Origin of the sequence: Labilibaculum manganireducens (genome assembly GCF_963665805.2) — a bacterium.
Taxonomy (GTDB): Bacteria; Bacteroidota; Bacteroidia; order Bacteroidales; family Marinifilaceae; genus Labilibaculum; species Labilibaculum manganireducens.
On the sequence record NZ_CAXXEE010000003.1, the window covers coordinates 1,931,021 to 1,956,632 of the forward strand.

16 protein-coding genes are annotated in these 25,612 nt (G+C 36.7%); all 16 read left to right on the forward strand.

Annotation, left to right across the window (positions count from 1 at the left end):
* The first annotated feature begins 11 nt into the window (after nucleotides 1–11).
* A complete protein-coding gene (gene trxB / locus ACHZAX_RS07405) occupies nucleotides 12–965 on the forward strand; it encodes a thioredoxin-disulfide reductase (protein WP_320018612.1) in 954 nt (317 codons plus the stop codon).
* Between the two features lie 359 nt (nucleotides 966–1,324).
* On the forward strand, nucleotides 1,325–4,255 hold the full coding sequence (locus tag ACHZAX_RS07410; RefSeq protein ID WP_320018613.1) for a helix-turn-helix and ligand-binding sensor domain-containing protein: 2,931 nt from the start codon (nucleotides 1,325–1,327) through the stop codon (nucleotides 4,253–4,255).
* 351 nt (nucleotides 4,256–4,606) lie between these two features.
* A complete protein-coding gene (locus ACHZAX_RS07415) occupies nucleotides 4,607–7,597 on the forward strand; it encodes a SusC/RagA family TonB-linked outer membrane protein (RefSeq protein WP_320018614.1) in 2,991 nt (996 codons plus the stop codon).
* A gap of 12 nt (nucleotides 7,598–7,609) precedes the next feature.
* The gene (locus ACHZAX_RS07420) at nucleotides 7,610–9,094 is read left to right on the forward strand and encodes a RagB/SusD family nutrient uptake outer membrane protein (RefSeq protein WP_101309247.1); all 1,485 of its coding nucleotides are present in this window, start codon (nucleotides 7,610–7,612) and stop codon (nucleotides 9,092–9,094) included.
* 12 nt (nucleotides 9,095–9,106) lie between these two features.
* Complete coding sequence (locus ACHZAX_RS07425) at nucleotides 9,107–9,316, forward strand: hypothetical protein (RefSeq protein ID WP_320018615.1); 210 nt, start codon at nucleotides 9,107–9,109, stop codon at nucleotides 9,314–9,316.
* A gap of 7 nt (nucleotides 9,317–9,323) precedes the next feature.
* Nucleotides 9,324–11,366: a hypothetical protein gene (locus ACHZAX_RS07430; RefSeq protein ID WP_320018616.1), complete on the forward strand. Its 2,043-nt coding sequence runs from the start codon at nucleotides 9,324–9,326 to the stop codon at nucleotides 11,364–11,366.
* A 16-nt stretch (nucleotides 11,367–11,382) separates the two neighbouring features.
* Nucleotides 11,383–12,306: a PKD domain-containing protein gene (locus tag ACHZAX_RS07435; protein WP_101309227.1), complete on the forward strand. Its 924-nt coding sequence runs from the start codon at nucleotides 11,383–11,385 to the stop codon at nucleotides 12,304–12,306.
* Nucleotides 12,307–12,529: 223 nt separating this feature from the next.
* Nucleotides 12,530–13,840: a family 16 glycosylhydrolase gene (locus ACHZAX_RS07440; RefSeq protein ID WP_320018617.1), complete on the forward strand. Its 1,311-nt coding sequence runs from the start codon at nucleotides 12,530–12,532 to the stop codon at nucleotides 13,838–13,840.
* Between the two features lie 26 nt (nucleotides 13,841–13,866).
* Nucleotides 13,867–14,706, forward strand: a complete 840-nt coding sequence (locus ACHZAX_RS07445) for a glycoside hydrolase family 16 protein (RefSeq protein WP_320018618.1) — start codon at nucleotides 13,867–13,869, stop codon at nucleotides 14,704–14,706.
* Nucleotides 14,707–14,846: 140 nt separating this feature from the next.
* Nucleotides 14,847–18,308, forward strand: coding sequence for a hypothetical protein (locus ACHZAX_RS07450; protein ID WP_320018619.1), 3,462 nt, complete (start codon nucleotides 14,847–14,849; stop codon nucleotides 18,306–18,308).
* A gap of 83 nt (nucleotides 18,309–18,391) precedes the next feature.
* Nucleotides 18,392–19,282, forward strand: coding sequence for a glycoside hydrolase family 17 protein (locus tag ACHZAX_RS07455; RefSeq protein ID WP_320018620.1), 891 nt, complete (start codon nucleotides 18,392–18,394; stop codon nucleotides 19,280–19,282).
* Nucleotides 19,283–19,319: 37 nt separating this feature from the next.
* Nucleotides 19,320–20,258, forward strand: coding sequence for a glycoside hydrolase family 17 protein (locus tag ACHZAX_RS07460; protein ID WP_320018621.1), 939 nt, complete (start codon nucleotides 19,320–19,322; stop codon nucleotides 20,256–20,258).
* A 26-nt stretch (nucleotides 20,259–20,284) separates the two neighbouring features.
* Complete coding sequence (locus tag ACHZAX_RS07465) at nucleotides 20,285–21,373, forward strand: glycosyl hydrolase family 17 protein (RefSeq protein WP_320018622.1); 1,089 nt, start codon at nucleotides 20,285–20,287, stop codon at nucleotides 21,371–21,373.
* A gap of 66 nt (nucleotides 21,374–21,439) precedes the next feature.
* On the forward strand, nucleotides 21,440–22,924 hold the full coding sequence (locus tag ACHZAX_RS07470; protein WP_320018623.1) for an MFS transporter: 1,485 nt from the start codon (nucleotides 21,440–21,442) through the stop codon (nucleotides 22,922–22,924).
* A 62-nt stretch (nucleotides 22,925–22,986) separates the two neighbouring features.
* A complete protein-coding gene (locus ACHZAX_RS07475) occupies nucleotides 22,987–23,949 on the forward strand; it encodes a hypothetical protein (protein ID WP_320018624.1) in 963 nt (320 codons plus the stop codon).
* Nucleotides 23,950–24,213: 264 nt separating this feature from the next.
* Nucleotides 24,214–25,575, forward strand: a complete 1,362-nt coding sequence (locus ACHZAX_RS07480) for an MFS transporter (protein ID WP_320018625.1) — start codon at nucleotides 24,214–24,216, stop codon at nucleotides 25,573–25,575.
* The last annotated feature ends 37 nt before the right edge of the window (nucleotides 25,576–25,612 follow it).

Genomic DNA, 25,612 nt, shown 5'->3' on the forward strand with positions numbered 1-25,612 from the left:
AGAAGAAAAAGATGGAAAGTAAAGAGAATATTGAAAGAGTAAAGTGTTTGATAATTGGTTCGGGACCAGCAGGGTATACTGCCGGAATTTACGCATCAAGAGCAAATTTAAATCCTGTTGTTTATGAAGGTTTGCAACCAGGCGGACAATTAACTACAACTACTGAAATTGACAATTTCCCGGGATATCCTGAAGGAGTTACAGGAAATGTTATGATGGGTGAACTAAAGAAACAAGCCGAACGGTTTGGCTGCGATTGCCGTTGGGGTATTGTTACCGAAGTGAATTTGCACGAACGACCTTTTAAATTGAAGATAGATGGAAATAAAGATATTGAAGCAGATTCGGTAATTATTGCAACCGGAGCTACGGCAAAATATTTGGGTTTAGAGAGTGAAGAAAAATATAGGGGATCGGGTGTTTCGGCGTGTGCTACCTGCGATGGTTTTTTCTACAGAGGAAAAGATGTTGCTGTTGTAGGTGGTGGCGATACTGCCTGCGAAGAAGCTTCATACTTAGCTGGTTTGTGTAATAAGGTTTACTTAATAGTTCGTAAGGATTTTTTAAGAGCATCGAAAGCAATGCAGGAAAGAGTTCTTAGAACAAAGAATATTGAAATTTTGTGGGAACACAATACAGTAGAGTTAACTGGTGAGAATGGGGTAGAAGGCTGTACATTAATTAGTAAAGTAGGCACTCCAATGGAGAAAGAAGTAAAGATTGCTATTGATGGGTTCTTTTTGGCAATTGGTCATCATCCCAATTCAGATGTATTCACTCATTATATTGATACCGATGAACAAGGTTATATCCTGACTCAGGCAGGCACCCCAATGACAAATATTAAAGGCGTTTTTGCTTGTGGCGATGTTCAGGATCCAAATTACCGGCAAGCAATAACATCAGCGGCATCAGGATGTCAGGCTGCCATAGAAGCAGAACGTTATCTTGCAGAAATGAATTAATAAAATACAGCCAAACGCACCTTGGGGGCTGAATAAATAACTTCCATTATTTATGGTGCAAATTTCAGTAAAGAAGGCAATCCCGTATATTTCAGACATGTATTCGTTTTAAGCCAACGGTTGGGATTGCCTCTTTTTCGTAAACAATAAAAATTAAGAAAATTCATTCGCCCATCAAATATTTGTTTGATGGGCGTTTTATCCTTAGTAAAGGAAATAAGTGACATAATGCCTGATTTGTTTTAGTGGAAGTATTAAAATTGAGAAGATTGAATATAGAATAAAAAGAACCAATTTTCTTTTAGTTTGGATCTTTCTTAGAATCATATTAAATTTCAGCGAAACAAACAGATCCTATCTTGAAAAGAATTTCGATTATTTTCCTTTTAATTTCCATCAGCAGTTTTTTTGCTTTCTCAAAAGTGAAGAACAATGGAATTCCTTTTATAAAAAATTTCCCCCGAAGTCATTACAAAGGAGGAACCCAGAATTGGGACATTACACAAACACCCAATGGACTGCTTTATTTTGCTAATAACGAGGGGGTATTGGAATTTGATGGAAACAATTGGCGTGTGATTCCAATGCCTAATAATTCAGTTGTTCGTTCGTTGGCAGTAGATAGTTCGGGACAGGTATTTGTTGGTGCATATAACGAATTTGGATATCTAAAGCCCGATAATCAAGGGAAGCTGAGCTATCATTCTCTCGTTGATCTTTTGCCTGATAATGATCGGAAATTTGATGAAGTCTGGCAAATTTTTCCTTATAAGAAGGGGATTCTGTTTCATTCGTTTCAAAAGATATTCTATTATAGGGACGGTGCAATTTCACAAATTCAGAATGAAAATGAATTTCATTTTGGTTTTCTTGTTCATGATCAGTTTTTTGTAAGAGAACAAAGAAAAGGACTTTGTGTGCTCGATGGCAGGTCTGTTGATTTAGTGAAAGGTGGTGAAATATTTGCTGATAAAGAAATTGTTAGTTTGCTTCCCTTGTCAAATGATTTGCTTCTCATTGCTACTGCATTAGATGGACTGTTTTTATATGATGGTACTCAGATTACCACATGGAACAATGATTTGAGTCAAAAATTCAAAACAGATCAGGTATATACAGGAATATCACTTGGGAATTTAAAATTTGCTTTTGGAACGGTTCGGAATGGTGTTTATATCATTAACAAGGATGGTCAAATAATTCAAAATATTAATACTGAAAAAGGATTACAGAACAATACAGTATTAAGTCTGTTTTTGGATCGAAAGGAAAATTTGTGGGTTGGATTGGACAATGGAATCGATTATCTGGAAATTAGTTCTCCTCTTTCCATTTTTCCAAAAGAAAAAGATCTTGGGGCAGGTTATGCATCAATATATTATGATGGGTATTTGTATCTGGGAACAAACACTGGATTATTTGCACGGAAATATGATTTTTCGCAGAGCCTAAGGAATGGAGAAGAGGCTTTCGAATTGGTTAAGAATACTTCGGGTCAGGTATGGCATTTACAAGTAGTAGACGGGGAGCTAATCTGCGGACACAATAAAGGAACATTTAGTATTGATAAAAAGGTAGGAAAGTTGATTTCTGACATAGCCGGTGGATGGAATTACATTTATAAAAAAGAGATTCCGAATGTTATGATTGGTGGAACCTATACTGGTTTAGTACTTTATGAGAAATCGAAACAAACGAATAATAAATGGAAATTTGTTAAAAGAATTAAAGGTTTCAATGAATCATGCCGGGAAATGGTTTGGAACGACGACAATTCGATTTGGATGTGTCATGGTTACAAAGGTGTATATCGTCTGTTCTTAAATGAAGGATTTGATGAATGTGCAAAATGCAGATTTTATGGCGTGGAAGACGGCTTTCAGTCAAATCTGGGTATAGATGTACACAAACTCCGGGATGAAATTGTTTTTTCAACCAGTAATGGTTTTTATAAATATGTGGCTGAATCGGATCGATTTGAAGTTCATCAGTCTTTAAATAATATATTTGACAGCGAAGAGCCTGTTAATAAGTTGTTTGAGCAAAAGAATGGTGATGTCTGGTTTTTTCAGGCTGAAAATATAGGTTTGTTAAAGTCACAAGTAGATAATTCATATGAAATACTGAAAAAGCCATTCGCGCCCCTAAAATCTTCTTTTATTGGGGCTTTTGAGAATGTTACGGTTGTTGATAAGGAAAATGTTTTATTTGGGAATGAGGATGGTTTTGTGCATTATGATCCTACAGTTGTAAAAAAATACAATGATGCGTTTCAGACTATCATCAGAGAAGTTCGCATAAGTGGGAAAACAGATTCTATTATTTATTACGGAACTTATTCCAATGCTAAGTCAATTCAATTTGATTCGGATAATGAAAATAGGGTTGAGCTGCCTTATAAAAGCAATGCGATTCGATTCAAATATTCTGCGCCTCAATTTAGCAATCCGGAATTGATTCGATATCAGTGTCAATTAATTGGATTTGATGAAATTCCATCACCATGGGCAAATAATTCTCAAAAAGAGTATACTAATCTTCCGGAGGGAGAATATGTATTTGAAGTGGTTTCAGAGAATCAATATGGAGTTAAATCTGCTAAGGATACATTTCATTTTACCATTTTACCTCCCTGGTATCGTTCTCACACAGCATTTGCTATATATGTTTTACTTGTATTGTTCTGCATTTACGCTGCTGTTATTATTATAAGATATAGAATTAAGTATTTGCAAAACCAGCTAAAAAAGAAGCAGGAGGAAGAGCTGAGACTAAAGGAACAAAAGTTTAGGGAAGAGGCACTTATTACGGAAAGGGAGGTTGTGCAGCTCCGGAATGATAAATTACGCAGCGAAGTTGAATTTAAAACCCGTGAGTTGGCCGGATCTACTATGAATATCATCCATAAAAATGAGGTGCTTTCCTATTCGGTTGGAGAATTGAAAAAAGCTCTGAAAAAAATTAAGGATCCAACAGCTCTTGTTCAGGTAAGGCAATTAATGAAAACTATCGATGCTGAGTTCAACAGTGATCAGGATTGGGAGCAGTTCGAAGTACATTTTGATCAGGTGCACGAAGATTTCCTGAAAAGACTTCGATTACTCCATCCGCAATTAACACCAAAAGATTTACGAATTTGTGCTTATTTAAGAATGAACCTATCCTCAAAAGAGATTGCTCCGCTAATGAATATTTCTGTTCGGGGAGTAGAAATAAGCCGGTATCGTTTGCGGAAAAAATTTAATATAGCAAGGGAAGAAAATTTAATTGACTTCATATTGAACGTCTAATCAATAAAATTTATTCTGTCTAAAAAGAGGCTGGTGATGAAAATCATTAGCCTCTTTTTAATTTGATGTATGGTGGATTTAAAAAATGCTTAATTGTTAATTAATGTTAAGAAGTTAATTGTTAGCGTTTTAAAAATATGTAAGTGTGCTGTGATGTAGTAATGATGTATTGGAGTTTCCAGCATGTAGAGTTTGTGATGTATTGTTTTTTTTGATTAGGATGGATGTTGGGCTTACATTGCAATCGTTGTAGGTGTATACTGTGGAAACAGAACATCGAACTAATTTCTAATCTTAACTAACTAATTTATGAAAAAAACGGTCTTGTTTTTATTTCTCACATTCTTTTGCATGGCAACATTCGCGCAAAGGCATGTTGTGACTGGTGTCGTTTCCTCTGCTGAGGATGGTACGCCCATACCATTTGCTTCAGTAGTGGTAAAAGGAACAACTATTGGAACTTCAACTGATTTTGATGGTAAATACTCTATTGAAGTAACTGAAGATGCAATACTTGCTTATTCTATGATAGGGTTTGAGACTAAAGAAGTTCTTGTCGAAAGTAAAATTGTAATAAACGTAATACTACTCACTCAGACAACAGGTCTTGATGAGGTAGTTGTAGTAGGTTATGGTACTCAAAAGAAACGGGATGTGACAGGAGCTGTGTCCATTGTTGACTCTAAAACAATTGAAGCTTTAAAACCGGTTAAGGTAGAGCAGGCACTACAGGGAACAACTGCAGGAGTAACAGTTACTTCCGCTTCCGGTGCTCCTGGTTCAGGATTAGACATCCGTATTAGAGGAATCTCAACAAATGGTGATGCATCCCCGGTAGCAATTATTGATGGATATCAAGGTGATTTAGGAACTCTTAATCCTGATGATATTGAGACTATTACTGTTCTTAAGGATGCACAGGCAGCAATTTATGGAACAGTTGGTGCTAATGGAATTATTTTGATTACAACCAAGACAGGTCGAAAAAATACAGCGGCAACTGTAAGCTTTAATAGTTCTATCGGTATTCAGGAAACATCAAGAAAATTGCCGGTTTTAAATGCAACAGAATATGGTGTTTTATTAAATGAGGCCTATGCTGCCAATGGTGAAGCTTTGCCTTTTTTGAATGTTGCAAATTTAGGTAAAGGAACAAACTGGCAAAATGAATTGTTTGAAAGAGCTCCTGTATTAAATAACAATATTAGTGTTAATGGTGGTTCTGATAAAATTGTATACTCTTTAAGTGCTTCAGATTTGGACCAAAAAGGAATAGTTGGGAAGGATAAAACGGGTTATAAACGCAATACAGCCAGAGTAAATTTAGGAGCTGATCTTTCCGATAATTTTAAGATGAAGTCATCTGTAATTTACACGTATATCAAAAGAAAATCAATTAATGAGAATGGTCTTGGATCTGTATTATTTAATGCATTAAATATGCCTTCAACAATGCCGGTTTACGATTCAAATGGAAATTATTTCCTGGCTCCAACCAGTCTTGGGATTGAAATTATTAATCCATTAGCACAAATTGCCGATACTTATAATGATTACAATTTGAAGAAGTTGAATGGTAATTTTAGTTTGGATTACGAATATTCGAAACATTTGAAAGCGACTGCACGAATTGGATTTAATACTAGTAATTCAGAGTCTAAGACATTTAGTAAAATTGTTGATTACGGAGGAAAAGTGTTCGATAAAACACGAAGTAGTGTAAATCAGAATGCCGAAAACTTTAATGATTATACTTTTGATGCATTTGTTACTTATGATAATACTTTTAACGAAAAGCATCATTTATCAGCAACACTTGGTACTACCGTTTTTAAAGAGTGGGGAAATCATTTGGATGCGACAGGTTATGATGTTCCAAATAATTCATGGGATTTTGCAGACATAGGATTAGCTAATGGGGTTAGTGATTCCAAATCAGTTGGATCATGGACTTTTGATCAAAGAAGATTGTCGTATTTCTCAAGAATTCAATATGATTATGAAGGAAAATACTTGCTGTCAGCAATGATCCGCAGGGATGCCTCAACAAAATTTGGTCCTGATGAAAGTGTTGCTTACTTCCCTTCTGCAACTGCGGGTTGGGTTATTTCGGATGAAGATTTCATGAGCGGCATTGAAGAAATCGATTTTATTAAATTGAGAGCGAGTTATGGTTTGTTAGGATCTGACAAAATTGATAGTTACAAATACATTTCACAGTTAGATGGTGAAGCAACCTATTTTTTTGATGGTGTTTTGGCTCCGGGAACGGCTATTGGTGCAAATCCAAATCCAACTGTGAAATGGGAAGAATCAGAACAGTTTGATGTAGGAGTTGATATCAAACTTTTAAACAATAAAATAGATGTTAATGCCGATTATTTTATTAAGACTACCAACGATTTGCTGATTGGAAATATTCCTGTTTCCGGTATTCTTGGGGTAGCTGCTCCAGGTGCAGCTGGCCCTACTGTAAATGCGGGTACTGTGCGCAACAAAGGACTCGAATTTGCAGTTGGATACAGAGGCAACATTACCAAAGATTTAAGTTTTAAAGTGAATTACAACTTCACAACATTAAATAATGAGGTTCTTGAAGTTAATAATGGTTCTGGATTTATTGAAGGTGGAAATTTTGGTGTCGGTCAGCCAGCGCCTTCCAGAATGGAAGTAGGAAAAGCTATTGGTTACTTTTATGGATATAAAACAGATGGTATTTTCCAAAATCAGGCAGAAGTAGATGCACATCCTTCTCAAACTGCACTGGGAGCCGAAGCATCACCTGGAGATATCAGATATGTTGATATCAATGGAGATGGAAAGTTAACTTCTGATGACAGAACGAATTTGGGAGATCCTATTCCTGATGTAACAATGGGCTTAAACATTTCATTGAATTATAAAGGATTTGATTTCGTAGCATATTCTTACGCTTCAATTGGAAATGAGATGGTTCGTAATTACGAGAGATCCAATTCAAATGTAAATAGATTAAGCACCAGCCTTAACAGATGGACTGGAGCGGGGACAAGCAATTCTGTTCCACGGCTGACAACTGCTGCAACTGCAAACAATATTTTCTCAGACTATTTTGTTGAAGATGCCTCTTTCTTACGAATTCAGAATGTTCAATTAGGCTACACATTCCCAAAGAGTATTACTGAAAAATTAAGAATCTCTAAACTGCGGTTCTATGGCTCTGTTGCCAACCTATATACGTTTACTGACTATACAGGTTTTGATCCGGCAGCATCTACTGGTGCACCAATTGGTGGTGGAATTGACTATGGTTTCTATCCTGCAGCCAGAACATTTACATTCGGATTAAACCTTAATTTTTAAAAAGCCATGAAAATGAAAAATAGATTATACAGCAAAGTTGTATTCACGGTTTTTATCTCATTATCAGCATTAGTTTTTTCTTGTTCTGATGACTTTGTAGAACTATCACCTGAATATTCAATTGACTCTGAGAATTATTTTAATTCTTCAGATGATTATTACAATGCTCTTATTGCATCTTACGATATGTTACAATCAACGTATGTAAATGTAATATTAGGAGAAATAGCTTCAAACAATACTCTTTGTGGTGGCGAAAGTGCTACTGATGTTGTTGGATGGCAACAGGTTGACGATATGATTCATACACCTGTAAATAGTAATCTGAGAGATGTATGGAACTGGATGTTCGCCGGAGTGCAGCGTTGCAATTACTTTATGGAATTCAAAGATAATATCGACTTTGATGGAAGAGAAATAATGATTGGGGAAGTACGGTTTTTAAGAGCTTATTATCACTTTGAGTTGGTAAAATGGTTTGGAGCAATTCCGCTTAAAATCGATGAGCGATATAAATTAGGAGATGAAACTTCAATTCCACGTTCACCGGTATCTGATGTATATGCACAAATTGAAGCAGATCTGCTTTTGGCTATTAAAGTGTTGCCAGCAACTGCAAGTCAAACCGGCCGTGTAACAAAAGGTGCTGCTCAGGCTTTGCTTGGTAAAGCATATTTGTTTCAGGATAAATTTTCTGAGTCTGCGGCAGTTTTTGAAGAGCTGATTAAGGATGAAAATTATTCATTAGTATCTGATTACAACACAATCTTCGAGGCAGAAGGCGAAAATGGAGTAGAATCTGTTTTCGAGGTTCAATATACTGATGTGGAAGGTGCTGGTTTTGGTTGTCTGCAATGCAGCGAAGGAAATGTAGCGGTTGGATTTAGTGGAGTAAGAGGTTATGTTGGTGATTTATATACGTCTGGTTTTAGTTTTAATCTGCCAACACAAGATGCAGTAGATGAGTTCGAACCAGGCGATAACCGTAAAGATGTTGCCATATTGGATATCGAAGCCTGGGCTGCTGAAACAGGTGCAGAATATACTACTGGTTTTGAACATACCGGATACTTCAATAGAAAATACATTCCGCGCAAAAGGAGTGCTGATGCACAAGGTGATTTGAACTTGACCAATCCTAACAATTACAGAGCAATCAGATATGCTGATGTTTTATTGATGGCTGCTGAAGCCAATAATAGAGGTGGAGTTTCAGACACAAAAGCACAAGAATATCTTTCACAAGTTCGACGCAGAGCTTTTGGAGATACGAATCACGATGTTACATTAACAGGAGCTGCTTTAACTGATGCGATTTATCATGAACGCAGAGTTGAATTAATAGGAGAAGGACATCATTTCTTTGATTTGGTGAGAACAGGCAGAGCGGCCAGTGAAATAGATGGATTTGTTGCAGGTAAAAATGAGGTGTTTCCTATTCCATTAGAAGAAATTCAGTTTGCCAACGGGAATTGGGAACAAAATCCAAATTATTAAAACTAAAAGAATATGAAACGTCTATGCCAAATCGATTTTGACACACAGGGAGATGATTATTTCAGCATGGTAAGTTCTCCCGAAACAAGTTCGGGACAGGCTATATGGCAAATAAAAACAAATTATAATCATATGAAACGTCCATGCCAAGGTATTTTGACATACAGGAAGATGATTATTCCCGGCGTGGTAAGTTCCATATGGCAACTGAAAAACAAATAATAAACATATGAAAATACTAAATAAAATAAGCGCATTTATTTTCATTTTAGCTGTCGTTTTTGCTTGCGAAACGGATGAAGATAAGTTGTATTCATTGGATTATGTGACTGCACCAACTAATGTGTCAGCCATATTCAATATTACTCAGGATAATACGGGTATAGTAACAATTATACCAAATGCAGATGGTGCTTCATCTTATAGAATAGATTTTGGCGATGGTTCTGAAGTTGCAGAATATACTCAGGGGCAAGAGGCGGCGCATACTTATGTTGAAGGTGTATATCAGCTTAGCATTTTAGCTATTGGTTCTACTGGTCTTTCTACTGAATTTATTCAAGAAGTCAATGTTTCCTTTAAAGCCCCTGAAAATTTAAAAATTGTTGTTGAAAATGATCTTAGCATTTCTAAGAAGGTAAATGTTAGTGCAACAGCTAATTATGCAACTGTTTTTGATATCTATTTTGGTGATGTGGCCGATGAAGAGCCAACACCAGCAATGCCTGATGAGCTTATCTCTCATCTTTATGAGGTTGCAGGAGATTATGAAATTAGAGTAATTGCAAAAAGTGCAGGAGCAGCGACTACTGATTCTACATTCACATTTACAGTTACTGAGATTTTAGCTCCGGTTACGTCGGCACCAACACCTCCTTCCAGAAATGTAGAAGATGTAATTTCGATTTACAGTTCTGCTTATGCTGATATTGAAGGAATTAACTACAACCCGGATTGGGGACAATCGGGTCAGGGAAGCAGCTATGGAGAATTTGATCTGAATGGTGATAAAATGCTTCAATACATCAATCTTAGCTATCAGGGAATTGCTTTAGCTGATGGAACATCTGTAGATATTACTGGTATGGAATTTTTACATATGGATGTTTGGACTCCTGATGTTACCAAATTAGAAACTTCACTGATTAGCGGTACAAATGGTGAAAAACCAGTTTCGAGCGATTTAACTGCTTTTGAATGGACCAGTATTGATCTTGCAATATCTGAATTTACAGATCAGGGATTAACAGTTGCAGATATCATTCAATTAAAATTAGTTGGCGATCCATGGGCGGCAGGAACTGTTTTTGTAGACAATATTTATTTCTATAAAGCAAAATCATCATCGCCAACTCAAGCGCCTCCAGTACCACCTGCAAGATATGTGTCTGATGTGATTTCCATATTTAGTGATGCTTACACAAATATTACAGTAAATGAATGGAATCCTGGTTGGGGACAGGCAACAACATTAACCAGTATTGATTTTAGCGGGAATAATGTTTTATTGTACGAATCATTAGACTTTACTGGTATTGTAACTGACTATGACAATCCAACTGATTTATCAGCAATGACATTTGTTCATTTTGATTATTGGACGGGTGATGCTGATAAGCTGGCGTTAAAGCTGGTGAACACAGTAGTGGGTAGTGAAGATATTGTAGAGGTTTCTGCTGTTACTGTTGGAAGTTGGGTAAGTGTTGATATCGCTTTAGCGGATTATTCTACTGATCTGACAGCGGTAACACAGTTGCTTTTCGAATCTTCAAGTGCAACAGTATATATTGATAACTTATATTTCTATAAAGCACCAACAGAAGCAGCGCCAACACCAACAACGAATGCTGCGGATGTGATTTCCATATTTAGTGATGCTTATACAAATATTGCGGTAAATGAATGGAATCCTGGTTGGGGACAAACAACTACATTAACCAATGTTGATTTTGGTGGAAATAATGTACTCTTATATCAAGCCCTTAACTACACAGGAATTGTTACAGATTACGACAATCCAACTGATTTGTCCGGCAAGACCTATGTGCATTTTGATTATTGGACAAATGATGCAACCAGTCTTGCTTTAAAACTGGTGAACACCATTGCAGGTAACGAAGATATTGAGGTGGTGCCATCCATAACTCTAGGTAGTTGGGCAGGTGTTGATATCCCTTTAGCAGATTATTCTACCGACTTAACAGGGGTAACGCAGCTGCTCTTCGAATCTTCAAGTGCAATGGTTTTTATAGACAACCTTTATTTCTATTAATTTAAGAGAATAACTTATGAAAAAAAATATTCAATATATATCCACTCTGCTTCTGGGAGCGCTGTTGATTTTTACTGGCTGCGATGAAGAGAAGTATGAATTAGGTACACTAAAAGTACCAGGCAATGTTGATCTTTCCTATGAAATAGTTGGTCAGGATGATGAAAACCTATATGGTGATGGCAGTGGTGTGGTAAATTTTTCGGCATCAGCAAATGATGAGATTACTTTTAATTATCTATTTGGAGATGGAAAGGATAGTGAGATTGCTGCGGATGGTAATGTATCACATGTTTTTGCTAAAACAGGTGTTAATACATACAATGTTACAGTAATTGCTATTGGTACAGGTGGTATTTCCTCGAGTAAAACCATACAGATTGAAGTTTTAAGCACCTTCACAGATGATGAAGCTGCAGAATTCCTGACTGGAGGAAGCTCTAAGACGTGGTATTGGGCAGCAGATCAACCAGGACACATCGCTTTGGGTCCTAATTTTGAAGATGCAGGCAAAGCATATGGTGCATGGTTTAGTGCAGCACCATTCGAAAAATCGTGTATGTATGATGCTGAATTTGTGTTTACCAAAACTGCTGAAGGTTTAACTTTCGAACAAACTACAGGATCTGCTTATATTCCAGGAACCTACGCAGGTAAGATAGGAGTTGATGGCGATCTATGTTATGGTGAAGATGTTGTTACTACTATGTTTGGAGTTAAAAGCGTTTCGTTCGGACCAGCGTCATCTGTTGCAACAATTGATGGGGGATACAGAGGAACCAGCTTTAGTTTAAGTGATGGCGGTTTTATGTCCTGGTACGTTGGAGCAAGTACTTATGAAATCATACAGGTAACAGAAAACTTATTGAAAGTTAGAGTTGAAGAGGATGGAACATATGCTTGGTATCAAACTTTTACCACCGTTAAACCTATACAATAATATGAAGTTGATATTGTTAAAACGAATTTACTAACCAAATAGGTTGGAATTCTTTTCACAAGATCAGCTATAAGGAAATATAGAAAACAAGACGTTGCATATTCGGATTTTTAATACCTATTGTGCAACGTCTTTTACCAATTAAAAGGTCGAATACAAAACTTTCTTTTTTACTGAAATTAGAATTGTAAATGAGGAATTTAGTAATAATATGATAATGGTTATGAAAAGGATAGATATATTGAAAATGTTTTTTGTTTGTTTTGGTTTCCTTCTTCTCGCAAGTTGCGGAAGCAACGATTCAGAATCAGGAATGAATGCGAATTTCACCTTTGATTATACTGATGGTAATCATGTGGAATTTAAAAATGAATCTGAAGGAGAATACTATTCTATGGAGTGGGATTTTGGAAATGGTGAAACTCCTGTGACTACTACAGACAAAAATAAAAGCTTTAGTATATATTATCCTGTTGAGGGAGAGTACAATGTAACTCTTACATTATTTGGTTTTACTGGAGATAAAGCAGAAGTCAGCAAAATAATCAGCATTTCAAATACCGATTTCGAAATTTCTTTTAGTGCAGAAATCGATCCAACCAATCCCAATAATGTAGTTTTGGCAAATACAACTATAGGCAACTACGATTCTTTCAAATGGGTGTATCGTAATATAGAGATTGATAATGAGGAGAATACAATTGCGTATTTTCCCAAATCCGGACAGTATGAAATCGAATTGATTGTGGCTGTAGGGAATGATACCTTTTCAACAAAACAAACAATTACCATAATTCAAGATGATCCTAACTATGTGGATAATATGACACTAGTATGGTCTGATGAGTTTGATGGAACTTCGGTTAATACAGATTATTGGACCTTTGAAACCGGAGCCGGTGGATGGGGCAACAACGAATTGCAGAATTATACCAATGGTGATAACGCCGAAGTTACAGATGGCAAATTGATTATTACAGCAAAAAAAGTGAATGATGATAAAGTTGCCGGTTCATACACTTCAACTCGTTTGATTTCTAAAGGCAAAAAAGAATTTACATACGGACGATATGAAATTCGCGCCAAATTACCTTCCGGTACAGGAATATGGCCTGCTATATGGATGCTGGGAAGTAATCTCAACACAGCAGGCTGGCCTGCATGTGGTGAGATTGATATCATGGAATATGTAGGTTATCAACCTGATGTTGTTCATGCTACAGTTCACACAACTGCCGGTTCTGGTTCTAATGGTGATGGCCGCAGCGTGACACTGACAACTGCCGAAGAAGAATTCCACATTTATGGTTTGTTATGGGATGAAACAGAGATGGTGTTTTATATCGATACTCCTCATAATGTAACTCATACTTATGCACCATCAACTAAAACGGCAAGCAATTGGCCATTTGATGAAGATCAATTCTTCATTTTAAATGTAGCAGTTGGAGGGAACTGGGGAGGTGCTCAGGGAATCGATAACGCTATTTTCCCTCAAAGCATGGAGGTTGATTACGTTCGGGTATATCAGTAATCGAATAATTCTATAAAACATACATTATGGCACTTAAAAATACCATCCTATTATTGGGAACAATATTTCTGTTGTCTTCCTGCAAATGGAAGAAATCGGAAAGCTCAGAAAAAAATACAGAAAGTACGCTGAAGAGCGATTATCAATTGGTTTGGAGCGATGAATTTAATTATACAGGCTTGCCCGATTCAACAAAATGGAGTTACGATACAGAAGGAAATTCAGAAGGTTGGGGAAATAATGAAGATCAATATTATACAAAAGCAAAGAAAGAAAATGCGTGGGTTCAAAATGGTGTTCTTAACATCATTGCATTAAAAGAGCAGTACGAAGGTAAGGATTATACATCTGCCCGTTTAAATTCAAAAGCAAATTGGCTGTACGGAAAAATTGAGGTGAATGCCAAACTTCCTAAGGGAAGAGGCACTTGGTCTGCTATATGGATGATGCCGAAAGACTGGTCTTTTAAGGATGGAGATTGGCCAAATATTGGAGAAATCGACATTATGGAACATGTGGGACACAATCTGGGAGTCATTCATGCATCTGCTCATTCAACTGATTATCAATGGCAAAAAGGCACACAACAAACAGATACAATACATATAGCTGATGTGGCTGAGAAATTTCATTCCTACATCTGGGAATGGACACCTGAAGTAATGAAAACCTATGTTGATGATCAACTTTATTTTGAATATAAAAACGAAGGTTTGGGCGAATCTAAATGGCCATATATAAAACCTTTTTACCTCATATTAAATGTTGCCGTGGGCGGAGCCTGGGGTAGTGTGGAAGGAATAGATGCTGAAGCATTTCCTCAGACGATGCAGGTTGATTATGTGAGGATCTTTCAGAAAAGATAATTGCTCTCGTTTTAGAATTAATCCTTGTAAAAAGAATAATGAATACTTACATCGGAAGAATTCGATTGTGAGCTTTAAAATATAAAAAACAGAAGTTTTTACTATAAAAAGGAATTGAAGTAGAATCAATTAGAACTAAAATGAAGAAGAATAACATTTATTTGGGAGACACGAGTTTGAATTGCAGCAAGGCTGAAGTAGAGGGGGAATTCGTAGAACTACATAATGAAAAGTTTTACAAGATCAGCAATTCTGATCAAATGTCAGACTTCTTTATGAGTATAGTTAGTGATTCCGATCACTGGATGTTCATATCGAGCAATGGTTCTTTGTCGGCAGGAAGAAAAGACAGGAATAGTGCATTGTTCCCTTATTATACCGTTGATAAAATTCACGATTACAGAGATAAAACAGGCAGTAAAACAATTCTGCTTGTGGAACAGAATGAGAAAACCTTTCTATGGAAACCTTTCTCTGATGGTCTGCGAAAAATATACAAGATTGAACGGAATTTGTATAAGAGTATTTATGGCAACAAAGTTATTTTTGAAGAGGTAAATTTTGATTTGGGAATGAGTTTCCAATACGGCTGGAGCAACAGTGAAAAATTTGGCTGGGTTAAAAAATCAATCATTACTAACCTAAGCGATAAGACTGTTAATTTTGAGATACTGGATGGTATTGAAAATATTCTGCCTTGTGGGATAGATTACGATTTTCAGAATGAATACAGCAATTTATTAGATGCTTATAAGAAAAGTGAATTGCTTGCAGAAAGTGGTCTTGGATTGTATATGCTAAGTTCAATTCCTGTTGATAGAGCTGAACCTAGTGAGTCATTAAATGCAACTACAGTATGGTCGCATGGATTAAATGACAAAGGGAAAGTTCTTTTATCAAGCAGACAATGCGATCGATTTAAGGAGGGTCTTCCCATTGAGGCTGAATTTGATGTTAGAGCGACAAAAGGAGCCTATATTTTAAATGCAGAATTGGAATTGGGAGCAAAAGATTCACGCGAATGGATCATTGTTGCCGAAGTAAATCAGACTAGTGCTGATGTTGCCAATCTAAATAATTTTATCAATACAGAAAAGAATATATTCGAATTAGTAGCCAATGATATTGCTTTTGGCACAAATAACTTGATTCAAATTGTTGCAGACGCCGATGGTTTGCAAATGGGAAATGATGATTTAGCTTATGCCCGTCATTTTTCAAATACGCTTTTTAATGTGATGCGGGGAGGTATTTTTACGGACAATTACCTTGTTGGCTCAGAAGATTTCAAGCTGTTCGTTCATCAAACCAATAAATTGGCAGCAAAGAAATTTGAAGCGTGGATGGATCAATTGCCATCAAAAATCACCTATACCGAATTGAATAATTTGGCCGAAAAGACTGGTGATTCTAATTTGATTAGAATCTGTTATGAATATCTTCCGTTAACATTCAGCAGGAGACATGGAGATCCAAGTCGTCCTTGGAATCAGTTTTCTATCGAAACAAAAAATGAGGATGGTTCAGCAAAACTGAATTATCAGGGAAACTGGCGTGATATTTTTCAAAACTGGGAAGCTCTAGGCTTGTCTTATCCTGAATTTGTTGAAGGAATGATTGGTAAATTTGTAAATGCATCTACTCCTGACGGCTACAATCCATATAGAATAACACGAGAGGGAATTGATTGGGAATGCCCAGATCCACATGATCCATGGGCTTATATCGGATACTGGGGAGATCATCAGATTATTTATCTTCAAAAATTCCTGGAGTTATCGAATGAATACCATCCACAGAAATTAGATGAGATGCTTTCGAAAGAGAATTTTGTTTACGCAAATGTTCCATATCGAATTAAATCTTATCAGGATATTGTAAAAAATCCACAGGATACCATTGAGTTTGATTATGCTTTAAATGATCAGATTAAAAGCAAGGTAGAGCGAATTGGCGCTGATGCCCGAATGCTAACAAATGGAGGCGATCAATTGTATCAGGTGAATCTTACCGAAAAGATTTTGGTTACACTACTGGCCAAATTGAGCAATTTTATTCCTGAAGCAGGAATCTGGTTAAATACACAACGTCCGGAGTGGAACGATGCTAACAATGCCTTGGTAGGTAATGGCGTTTCGATGGTTACTTTGTGTTACCTAAGAAGATTCTTGAAGTTTTGGACGATTAAATTTAGCAATTTATCTGTTGAGGAAATTAGCATTTCGGAAGAGGTAAAAACTTTATTGGATAGCATTTTTAATTTGTTTACTGAAAATGCATCTCTATTGGAAAAAGGATTTTCGGATGAAGACAGACGCCGTTTCGCTGATGTATTGGGTGAAGCAGGAACTACTTACCGAAATGGAATTTATGCCAATTCTTTTTCAGGGTCGAAAAAAATAGTGAAAGTGAGCGAATTGCTCGAATTCACCAATTTGGCTTTGATTTATATGGATCAATCTATTAAAGTAAACAAACGTGAGGATGGATTGTACCATGCTTATAACTTGATTTCCTTTACGGATAAAGCTGTTTCGGTTCGCTATTTATATGAAATGTTAGAAGGGCAGGTTGCTGTTTTAAGTTCTGGTTATTTAAATGCTGAGGAAAGTTTAGATGTATTGAATTGCTTAAAGTGGAGTAAGCTGTTCAGACGCGATCAATACAGTTACTTTCTTTATCCAAACAGACAATTACCTCTGTTTGCCGAAAAGAATAACATCCCTGCCAAACAGGTAAAAGAGTCCAAATTATTAAGCCAGTTAGTTGCCGATAAGGATTCCTCTATTTTGAATGTAGATAATTTAGGCGGCTATCATTTTAATGGCACGTTTAGGAATGCCCAGGTTTTGGAAAATGCCATCAACAATCTGAATGCAAATAAGTACGCACAGCTTGTTAAGGAGGAAAAAGAAAAAGTACTCGGTATTTTCGAAGAGATGTTCGATCATCAATCATTTACAGGTCGTTCGGGTACTTTTTACGGATTTGAAGGTTTGGGTAGTATCTATTGGCATATGGTTTCGAAACTATTGCTTGCTGCACAAGAAAGCTATTTTAATGCCATAGAACAGGGAGCTGATCCTGTGGTGATTGGTAAAATCAAGGATCATTACTTCGAAATTAAAGCAGGTATTGGATTGTATAAATCACCGAAATTATACGGAGCCTTCCCAACAGATGCTTATTCTCATACACCTTCGCATGCTGGTGCTCAACAACCAGGAATGACAGGTCAAGTAAAAGAAGATTTTATTTCAAGAATTGCAGAGCTGGGAATCCAAGTTAAAAATGGTGAGATCGTTTTTGGTACTTCTTTGTTTAACGATCAGGAGATATTGAATCATGATGAGCTATTTGTTTATTATGATGTGAAGGGACAGGAGAAACAAATTGCTATTCATAGTGGTCAGTTAGCGTTTACTTACTGCAAGGTTCCTGTAATCTATACTTCTGCAGAAAAAAATCAAATTACAATTCAATTTAAAAATGGAGAAACGAAAGTGATTCCAAACAATACAATAGATGGGGAGATAAGTGCTTTGATTTTTAATCGAAGTGGAGAAGTGGAGAGAATCGATTTTTTAATCGGTAAAAAATAATATTTGATACAATCTGTACGATCACAAAACAAGATTGTGATTGTACAGATTACCTTAAACTCTAACCTAATAATCTTAAACCGATGTCAGTAAGAAGTGAATATTTAATGTCTCTTGCAGGAATGGATCTTTCCGGTAAAAAGGAAGATGAATTAGTATCTCTATATAACCAATTGTTGAATTCAGGAATGCACGGATTGTGTTTTAGTCCATACATGGAGGATCAAGAGCCAGGCACAGAAATTAGCGAGGAACAAATTAGAAGAAGAATTGAGATCATCAAGCCTCATACCAAATGGGTAAGATCATTTTCGTGTACCGAAGGAAATGAATTGATTCCTAAAATTGCCAAAGAAAATGGAATGAAAACCATGGTTGGAGCTTGGTTGGGAAAATACAAAAGCATTAACGAAAATGAAATTGCGGGCCTTATTGAAGTCGCTAAAGCCGGTCATGCCGATATTGTTGCTGTTGGTAACGAGGTTTTGTACCGTGGAGATTTAAGCGAAGATGAATTGTTGGATTACATCTATAGGGTGAAAAAAGCACTTCCGGGAATTCCTGTCGGATATGTTGATGCTTATTATGAATTCGGTAATCGCCCTGGAATAACTACCGCTTGCGATGTGATATTGGCCAATTGTTATCCATTTTGGGAAGGATGCAGCCTCGATTATTCATATCTGTATATGAAAGACATGTACAATCGTGCATTAAAAGCAGGAAATGGTAAAAAAGTAATTATCACTGAAACAGGCTGGCCAAATGTGGGAGAAAAATTTCATGGAGCAAAACCTTCCAAAGTAAATGCCCTTAAATATTTTATAAACACGCAAATGTGGTCTAAGGAAGAGGATATCGACATTTTCTATTTTTCATCCTTCGATGAAGCCTGGAAAACCTCTGATGAAGGTGATGTTGGAGCTTATTGGGGAATTTGGGATAAGGATGAGAATTTAAAATTTTCGAAATAGTTGATTCCTTGAATTGAAAAGCATGAACCACTACAGAATGAATAGAAACGAACTACTTACTATAGAAGCAGGAAAAGCGATTTGTTATTCGGGTTTCAGAGAAGGACAAAGCCCTGATACGGGCATATTTCCAACTTACGAGCAAATTAAAGAGGATTTGCTGATACTGCAAGGGCAATGGAAATATCTTCGATTATACGATTGCGATGAGCAAACTGATCTTGTTTTGAAGGTGATTGAAAAAGAAAAAATTGATTTTAAAATCATGCTTGGAGCCTACATTGGTGCTGAGATGAACAATTTTGGATGCCCTTGGGGAGGTACCTATTCGGAAGAGGAACTGAATAAAAATAAGGAGCGGAACCTAAATCAGATTCAAAAACTGATTCGATTGGCCAATCTATATCCCGAAATCATTTTCTCTTTGGCCGCAGGCAATGAGGCTACTGTCGATTGGACAGATCATTACGTGCCGGTAGAAAATGTAATAAGCTACATTCGAATGATTAAAAAAGAAGCGAAACAGCCCGTAACGTTCTGTGAAAACTATGTGCCATGGCTGGATAAATTGAAAGGACTTGCAGAGGAAGTTGATTTCATATCCATTCACACTTATCCGGTGTGGGAATACAAAAATATTCATGAGGCCATGGAATACACCAAGCAGAATTATTACAGTGTTGCTGATAAATATCCTCACAAACCTGTTGTAATTACCGAAGCTGGTTGGGCAACCAATTCAAACGGCAGAGGAATTTGTCCTGGAAATGTGAGTCAGGACTTGCAGGAAATTTATTACAACGATTTGGTGAATTGGAGCGAGGAAGATGACGTACTCACTTTTGTATTTGAAGCTTTTGATGAACCCTGGAAAGGGTCTCAGGAACCATTGGAACCGGAAAAACATTGGGGCCTTTTTACAGTCGATCGAAAACCAAAAAAGGTGATGGCAAAATTATTTGCAGATTCAAAATAGTACGTAACCCCGAAACCTAAAGAACTATGAAAAACTTAGTAAAAAATAGCAGGAGCACAGACATGATGATCACTTTGTTGATTTCAATGCTTTTGATATCCTGTAAAAATGATAAGAAAGTGTCTCCAAAAGAATCAGATTTGACCAAGACAACTAAGATAGAAATCAAGCAAACTACTAAGGACTTATTAAACGGAGTTTCGAAGGCAGTTTGCTATTCTGGTTTTAGAACAGGCCAACATCCCGACAGGGGAGAAGGAGCTGTAAATCCAACAGATGAGCAAATTATAGAAGATCTTCAAATTATTTCGAAGGACTCTCTTTTCAATTTAATTCGTTTGTACGATTCTGGTGAAAATTCGAAAGCTGTATTGAGAATTATCAAAGAAAATAAGCTTGATATTAAAGTAATGCTGGGCATTTGGTTGAAAGCTGAATTAAGTGCTCATGAAACTTGTGGATGGTTAACTGAACCGATTCCAGCAGCAATTTTAGAGCAAAACTACATTGCAAACCAGAAGGAAATACAAGAAGGAATTCGTTTGGCTGCAAAATATCCCGAAACTGTTATTGCAGTAAATGTGGGCAACGAAGCTTTGGTGGAGTGGAACGATCACAAAGTGGATACCGATTCGATTATTTCTTACGTGCAGAAAGTTCAGAAAGCAATTCAACAACCAGTTACTGTTGCCGATAATTACGAGTGGTGGGCAGCTAAAGGAGAAAAACTAGCAAAAGCTGTTGATTTTATTTCCATTCATGTTTATCCGGTTTGGGAAGGAAAAGACATCGCCGAAGCAATGTCTTACACCATCGAAAATGTACAAAAAGTTAGAAATGCACTTCCTGATAGCAAAATTGTAATCACAGAAGCAGGATGGGCAACAGTAGCCTCAGAATTTGGAGAACGAGCCAGCGAAGAAAAACAGGAGCAATATTACCATGATTTGATGAAATGGTCTGCTGAAATGAACATTACCACCTTTTTTTTCGAGGCTTTCGATGAAGATTGGAAAGGAGAAACAACGAATCCACTAGGAGCAGAAAAGCACTGGGGATTATTTACAGTAGACCGAAAACCTAAAAAAGTAATGGGGAATTTCTTTGATAATTAAATCAATTTAGAACAGTTTCCGGCTGGCTGCCCTAATTCATAATTTTTAATTCCTAATTCAAAATATATGACACATTATAAAACTGCAAAGGAAGACATTGTTCCATTTGGACAAAAACTGGCATTTGGATCAGGACATTTGGCTAATCAATTATTTCCGGCGGCTCTGGGGGTGTTTATGGTCGTGCTGGTTATGTCTTTGGGAATGGATCCTATTCTTGCCGGATTATTAGGTGCACTACCCAGACTTTTGGATGCGTTAACAGATCCTATTATGGGATTTATTTCAGACAATACGAAATCGAAATGGGGGCGAAGAAAACCTTATATTTTAATAGGGAGTGTTATTTCAGGTATTACGTATATGATTATGTGGCAATTGAACCCGGACAATTCTGAGGTCTATAATTTCTTTTACTTTTTGGTAGTATCTATCTTTTTTTATATCGGTTACACCATTTTTGCGACACCTTTAATTGGTTTGGGCTATGAAATGACTCCCGATTACAACGAAAGAACCAGATTGATGGCCGTATCTCAGTTCATGGGACAAATCGCATGGATGATAGCTCCTTGGTTTTGGGTAATTATATACAATCCTTCTCTTTTCGATTCTGCACCTGAAGGGGCACGAATTCTTTCTATTTGGGTAGGAGCTTTGTGTATGGTTCTTGGTATTCTGCCGGCTCTGTTTAACAATGAAATGATTGTTCCCGATCAGGATAAGATGAAAAATTTGTCGACAAAAGAGTTGGCTGCCAACACAAAAGAATTCATAAAAGGGATAAAGTTAACCATTCAAAACAAGCCATTCATGAAGCTTTGCGGGTCAACTTTTCTCATTTTTAATGGTTTTCAGACTATCGCTCAATTTGCCTTTTTTATTATTGTCTATTATCTTTTTCAAGGAGATAAGGTTGCAGCAGGAGGTTGGCCTGCATGGTTTGGAACCATAAGCGCTATGGCTACAGCATTTCTTGTAATCCCTATTGTTACTAAGCTTTCTGAGAAATTTGGCAAGAAGAATGCTTTTATCATCGCCACTCTTCTTTCAGTGGTGGGATATGCATTAAAGTGGTGGGGATTTAATCCCGATTATCCATGGCTGATGTTCATGCCAATTCCGTTTCTGTCTTTTGGAATAGGTGGTTTATTTACTTTAATGATGTCGATGACAGCTGATGTTTGCGATTTGGATGAACTGAATAATGGTGAGCGCAGAGAGGCTACATTTGGTGCTATTTACTGGTGGATGGTGAAACTGGGAACAGCCATTGCCATGCTAACCAGCGGTGTTGTTTTGCATTATATTGGCTTCGATGAAAGTATTGATGTTCAGTCTGCAGAGACCATTACAAACTTAAGATTAGCAGATATCCTGATTCCAATTACTACAGCATTTCTTGCAATTGTATTGATATGGAAATATGATATCACAGAAGCGAAATCTCATGAAATAAGAGAAGCATTAATCGCACGACGAGGCAAGGTAAAGCATGAAGGTGATGTGATCAGTAATGTTACAGGCGAAATTATACCTGATAAAATATAAACTTCCTTAAATAGTCGAGAATGCATTTGTGGGAATGACCATTTAATTCAATATCCATAAGAATGAAAAAAACAGCATTGTTTTTACTGATAATTTTACCCTTGCTAACTATTGGTCGGCCTAAAAAAGATAACAGCATGGCACACATCCTAAAAAATAAGAATCTGGAAATTCATATCGATCTGCCATTGGAAAATTATCAATTTTCCAGATTCGATTGGACAAGTAAAATTACCTCGGTAAAATTCAAAGGAATTCCTGTTTGTACTCAAGAAAAAATAGAAGGGGATGTTGAAAATATTTATGGCAAAGGTTTTTACAATGAATTTGGCATTGAAATGCCTGTCGGCTTTGATGAAATAAAAGAGGGAGAATGGTTTCCTAAAATAGGCGTAGGAGCATTAAAAAAAGAGGGGGCTGAATACAGTTTCAGCAAAGCTTATGAAACTGAACCTGCCGACTTTAAAATCATGATTGATACGAATAAATTACTCATTGAATGTGTCTCTCAAATTGTTAATGGATATTCATATGTGCTGAAAAAGGAAATCGAATTATTGGAAAACAGTTTTGTCGTTAGATATCACTTACGCAATACAGGCGGGAAAATCATTTCTACGAATGAATACTGCCACAATTTTTTAGCCATCGATAAAGAATTAATGGGAAGTAATTACATCTTAAAATTCCCATTTGATATCAAACCGGAATTATTTGGAGCAACAGTCAATCCAGAAGAGAAAGTGGAGCTTGGACAAAACGAAATTACGTTTAAAAATACGCCAAATGAACAATTCTTTTTCAGCAATCTTTCAGGAAGCAAGAATGTGGATGCTCATTGGGAATTAATAAACACAAAAAGCAAAATTGGGATCAGCGAAACGGGTAGTTTTAAAACGAACAAGATTAATCTGTGGGGATGGAAACATGTTGTGAGTCCGGAGTTATTCTTTGATATAAACTTAAAACCTGATCGGGAAATTGAGTGGAGCAGAAAATACGATATCTATGAGATTGACAATTAATAATGAGTATTGTGAATTGAGGAAAATAATTTCAGTTGAAATAATTAGAGCAGGGACTGCCGATCGGGCGCGATTTGGGTTGCCCTGTTGCCATGAAAAGCCGAACAGCTTCTGAGAGGCTTGATTCTTTTGCTTACTTTTCTCATCTAAGGAGAAAAGTAAGAGCCCATCCGGCTTTAGGATAATAATATAAATAGAGAAACCATTAGATTAATTTAAAAAAAGGCTTGATGTTGAGTCAATAAATTACACAACTATATCACAATGAATACAACGGACTCAAAATTATCATTAAAAGAAAAAATAGGTTACAGCTTAGGCGATACAGCCTCCCATTTTGTTTGGGATATGGTAGGCTTCTGGATTTTAATTTTCTATACCGATACCTTTGGAATCTCCGCGGCAGCAGCAGGAACTATTATGCTGATTGCTCGTTTTTGGGACATGATAAGTGATCCTATTATGGGAATTATTGCTGACAGAACAAATACACGCTGGGGAAAATTCCGACCTTACATTTTATGGATGGCTTTGCCATATAGTGTTCTTGCCGTTTTAACTTTTACCACTCCTGATCTCGGACCAACGGGGAAAGTGATTTATGCCGGGGTCACTTATATTTTATTAATGAGTGTATTTACAGCTATAAATCTTCCTTATTCATCATTGGGAGCAGTAATGACTTCGGATTCTTACGAAAGAGCGGGTCTTAATTCGTATCGGTTTATTTTTGCATTCGTCGGGCAATTTATTGTTTCAGGTACAGCTCTTTCTTTGGCCTTATATTTTGGGGGAGGCGATAATGCAAAAGGTTATCAGTACACCTTAATTCTGTTTTCCATTATCAGTTTTATTTTATTCATGATTACTTTTAAAACGACAAGGGAGAGAGTGCAACCACCTAAAGAGCAGAAAGAATCACTGAAAGAAGATTTCAGAAATTTATTTAAGAACAAACCCTGGATGATTCTGTTTTTTGTTGGGATTATTTCGTTCATCATGTTTGCAATGCAGAATTTGTCCATTGCATACTATTTTAAATACTATATAGGCAAGGAAGAAAATGTTCAGTTGTTTAATGTGATTGGTACAGTAGCACTGATTGTTGCTATTCCATTTTCAAAACCATTGGCAAAAAAATTCGGTAAGCGTAATGTATTTTTGGCAAGTTCATTACTTTCCGGATTTTTCTTCATCTGCCTATATCTGCCGGGAGCTGACAATCTGACTCTGATTTATACATTTAATATCCTTGCAAAAATGTCTTATGCTCCGACAGTGCCTTTGCTTTGGACAATGCTCGCCGATACAGCCGATTATTCAGAATGGAAAACCGGAAGACGTTCAACCGGATTGGTCTTTTCTGCTGCTACTTTCGCGCAAAAGGCAGGCTGGGGAATTGGTGGTGCCTTAGCAGGTTGGATGCTTGCCATATTTAAATTCACACCCAATATTGAGCAAACAGAAACAGCCATAACAGGAATAAAACTCATGATATCGGTAATTCCCGGAATCTTATACATGTCATGTGCAATTCTATTGTATTTCTACACTATCGATCATGAAACCTGTGTTGTTATGAAAACGGATTTGGATCAGCGGAGACTTGCTGAAACAACAACTTAAATTGTTTTTGGTTTATGAAGAAAATAGAAGTATTATC

Coding starts and splice junctions, on each gene's coding strand:
- ACHZAX_RS07440 (WP_320018617.1), top strand. CDS start 12,530: ATGAAAAGGATAGATATATTGAAAATGTTTTTTGTTTGTTTTGGTTTC.
- ACHZAX_RS07460 (WP_320018621.1), top strand. CDS start 19,320: ATGAATAGAAACGAACTACTTACTATAGAAGCAGGAAAAGCGATTTGT.
- trxB (WP_320018612.1), top strand. CDS start 12: ATGGAAAGTAAAGAGAATATTGAAAGAGTAAAGTGTTTGATAATTGGT.
- ACHZAX_RS07420 (WP_101309247.1), top strand. CDS start 7,610: ATGAAAAATAGATTATACAGCAAAGTTGTATTCACGGTTTTTATCTCA.
- ACHZAX_RS07470 (WP_320018623.1), top strand. CDS start 21,440: ATGACACATTATAAAACTGCAAAGGAAGACATTGTTCCATTTGGACAA.
- ACHZAX_RS07415 (WP_320018614.1), top strand. CDS start 4,607: ATGGCAACATTCGCGCAAAGGCATGTTGTGACTGGTGTCGTTTCCTCT.
- ACHZAX_RS07480 (WP_320018625.1), top strand. CDS start 24,214: ATGAATACAACGGACTCAAAATTATCATTAAAAGAAAAAATAGGTTAC.
- ACHZAX_RS07435 (WP_101309227.1), top strand. CDS start 11,383: ATGAAAAAAAATATTCAATATATATCCACTCTGCTTCTGGGAGCGCTG.
- ACHZAX_RS07475 (WP_320018624.1), top strand. CDS start 22,987: ATGAAAAAAACAGCATTGTTTTTACTGATAATTTTACCCTTGCTAACT.
- ACHZAX_RS07465 (WP_320018622.1), top strand. CDS start 20,285: ATGAAAAACTTAGTAAAAAATAGCAGGAGCACAGACATGATGATCACT.
- ACHZAX_RS07455 (WP_320018620.1), top strand. CDS start 18,392: ATGTCAGTAAGAAGTGAATATTTAATGTCTCTTGCAGGAATGGATCTT.
- ACHZAX_RS07430 (WP_320018616.1), top strand. CDS start 9,324: ATGAAAATACTAAATAAAATAAGCGCATTTATTTTCATTTTAGCTGTC.
- ACHZAX_RS07445 (WP_320018618.1), top strand. CDS start 13,867: ATGGCACTTAAAAATACCATCCTATTATTGGGAACAATATTTCTGTTG.
- ACHZAX_RS07425 (WP_320018615.1), top strand. CDS start 9,107: ATGAAACGTCTATGCCAAATCGATTTTGACACACAGGGAGATGATTAT.
- ACHZAX_RS07450 (WP_320018619.1), top strand. CDS start 14,847: ATGAAGAAGAATAACATTTATTTGGGAGACACGAGTTTGAATTGCAGC.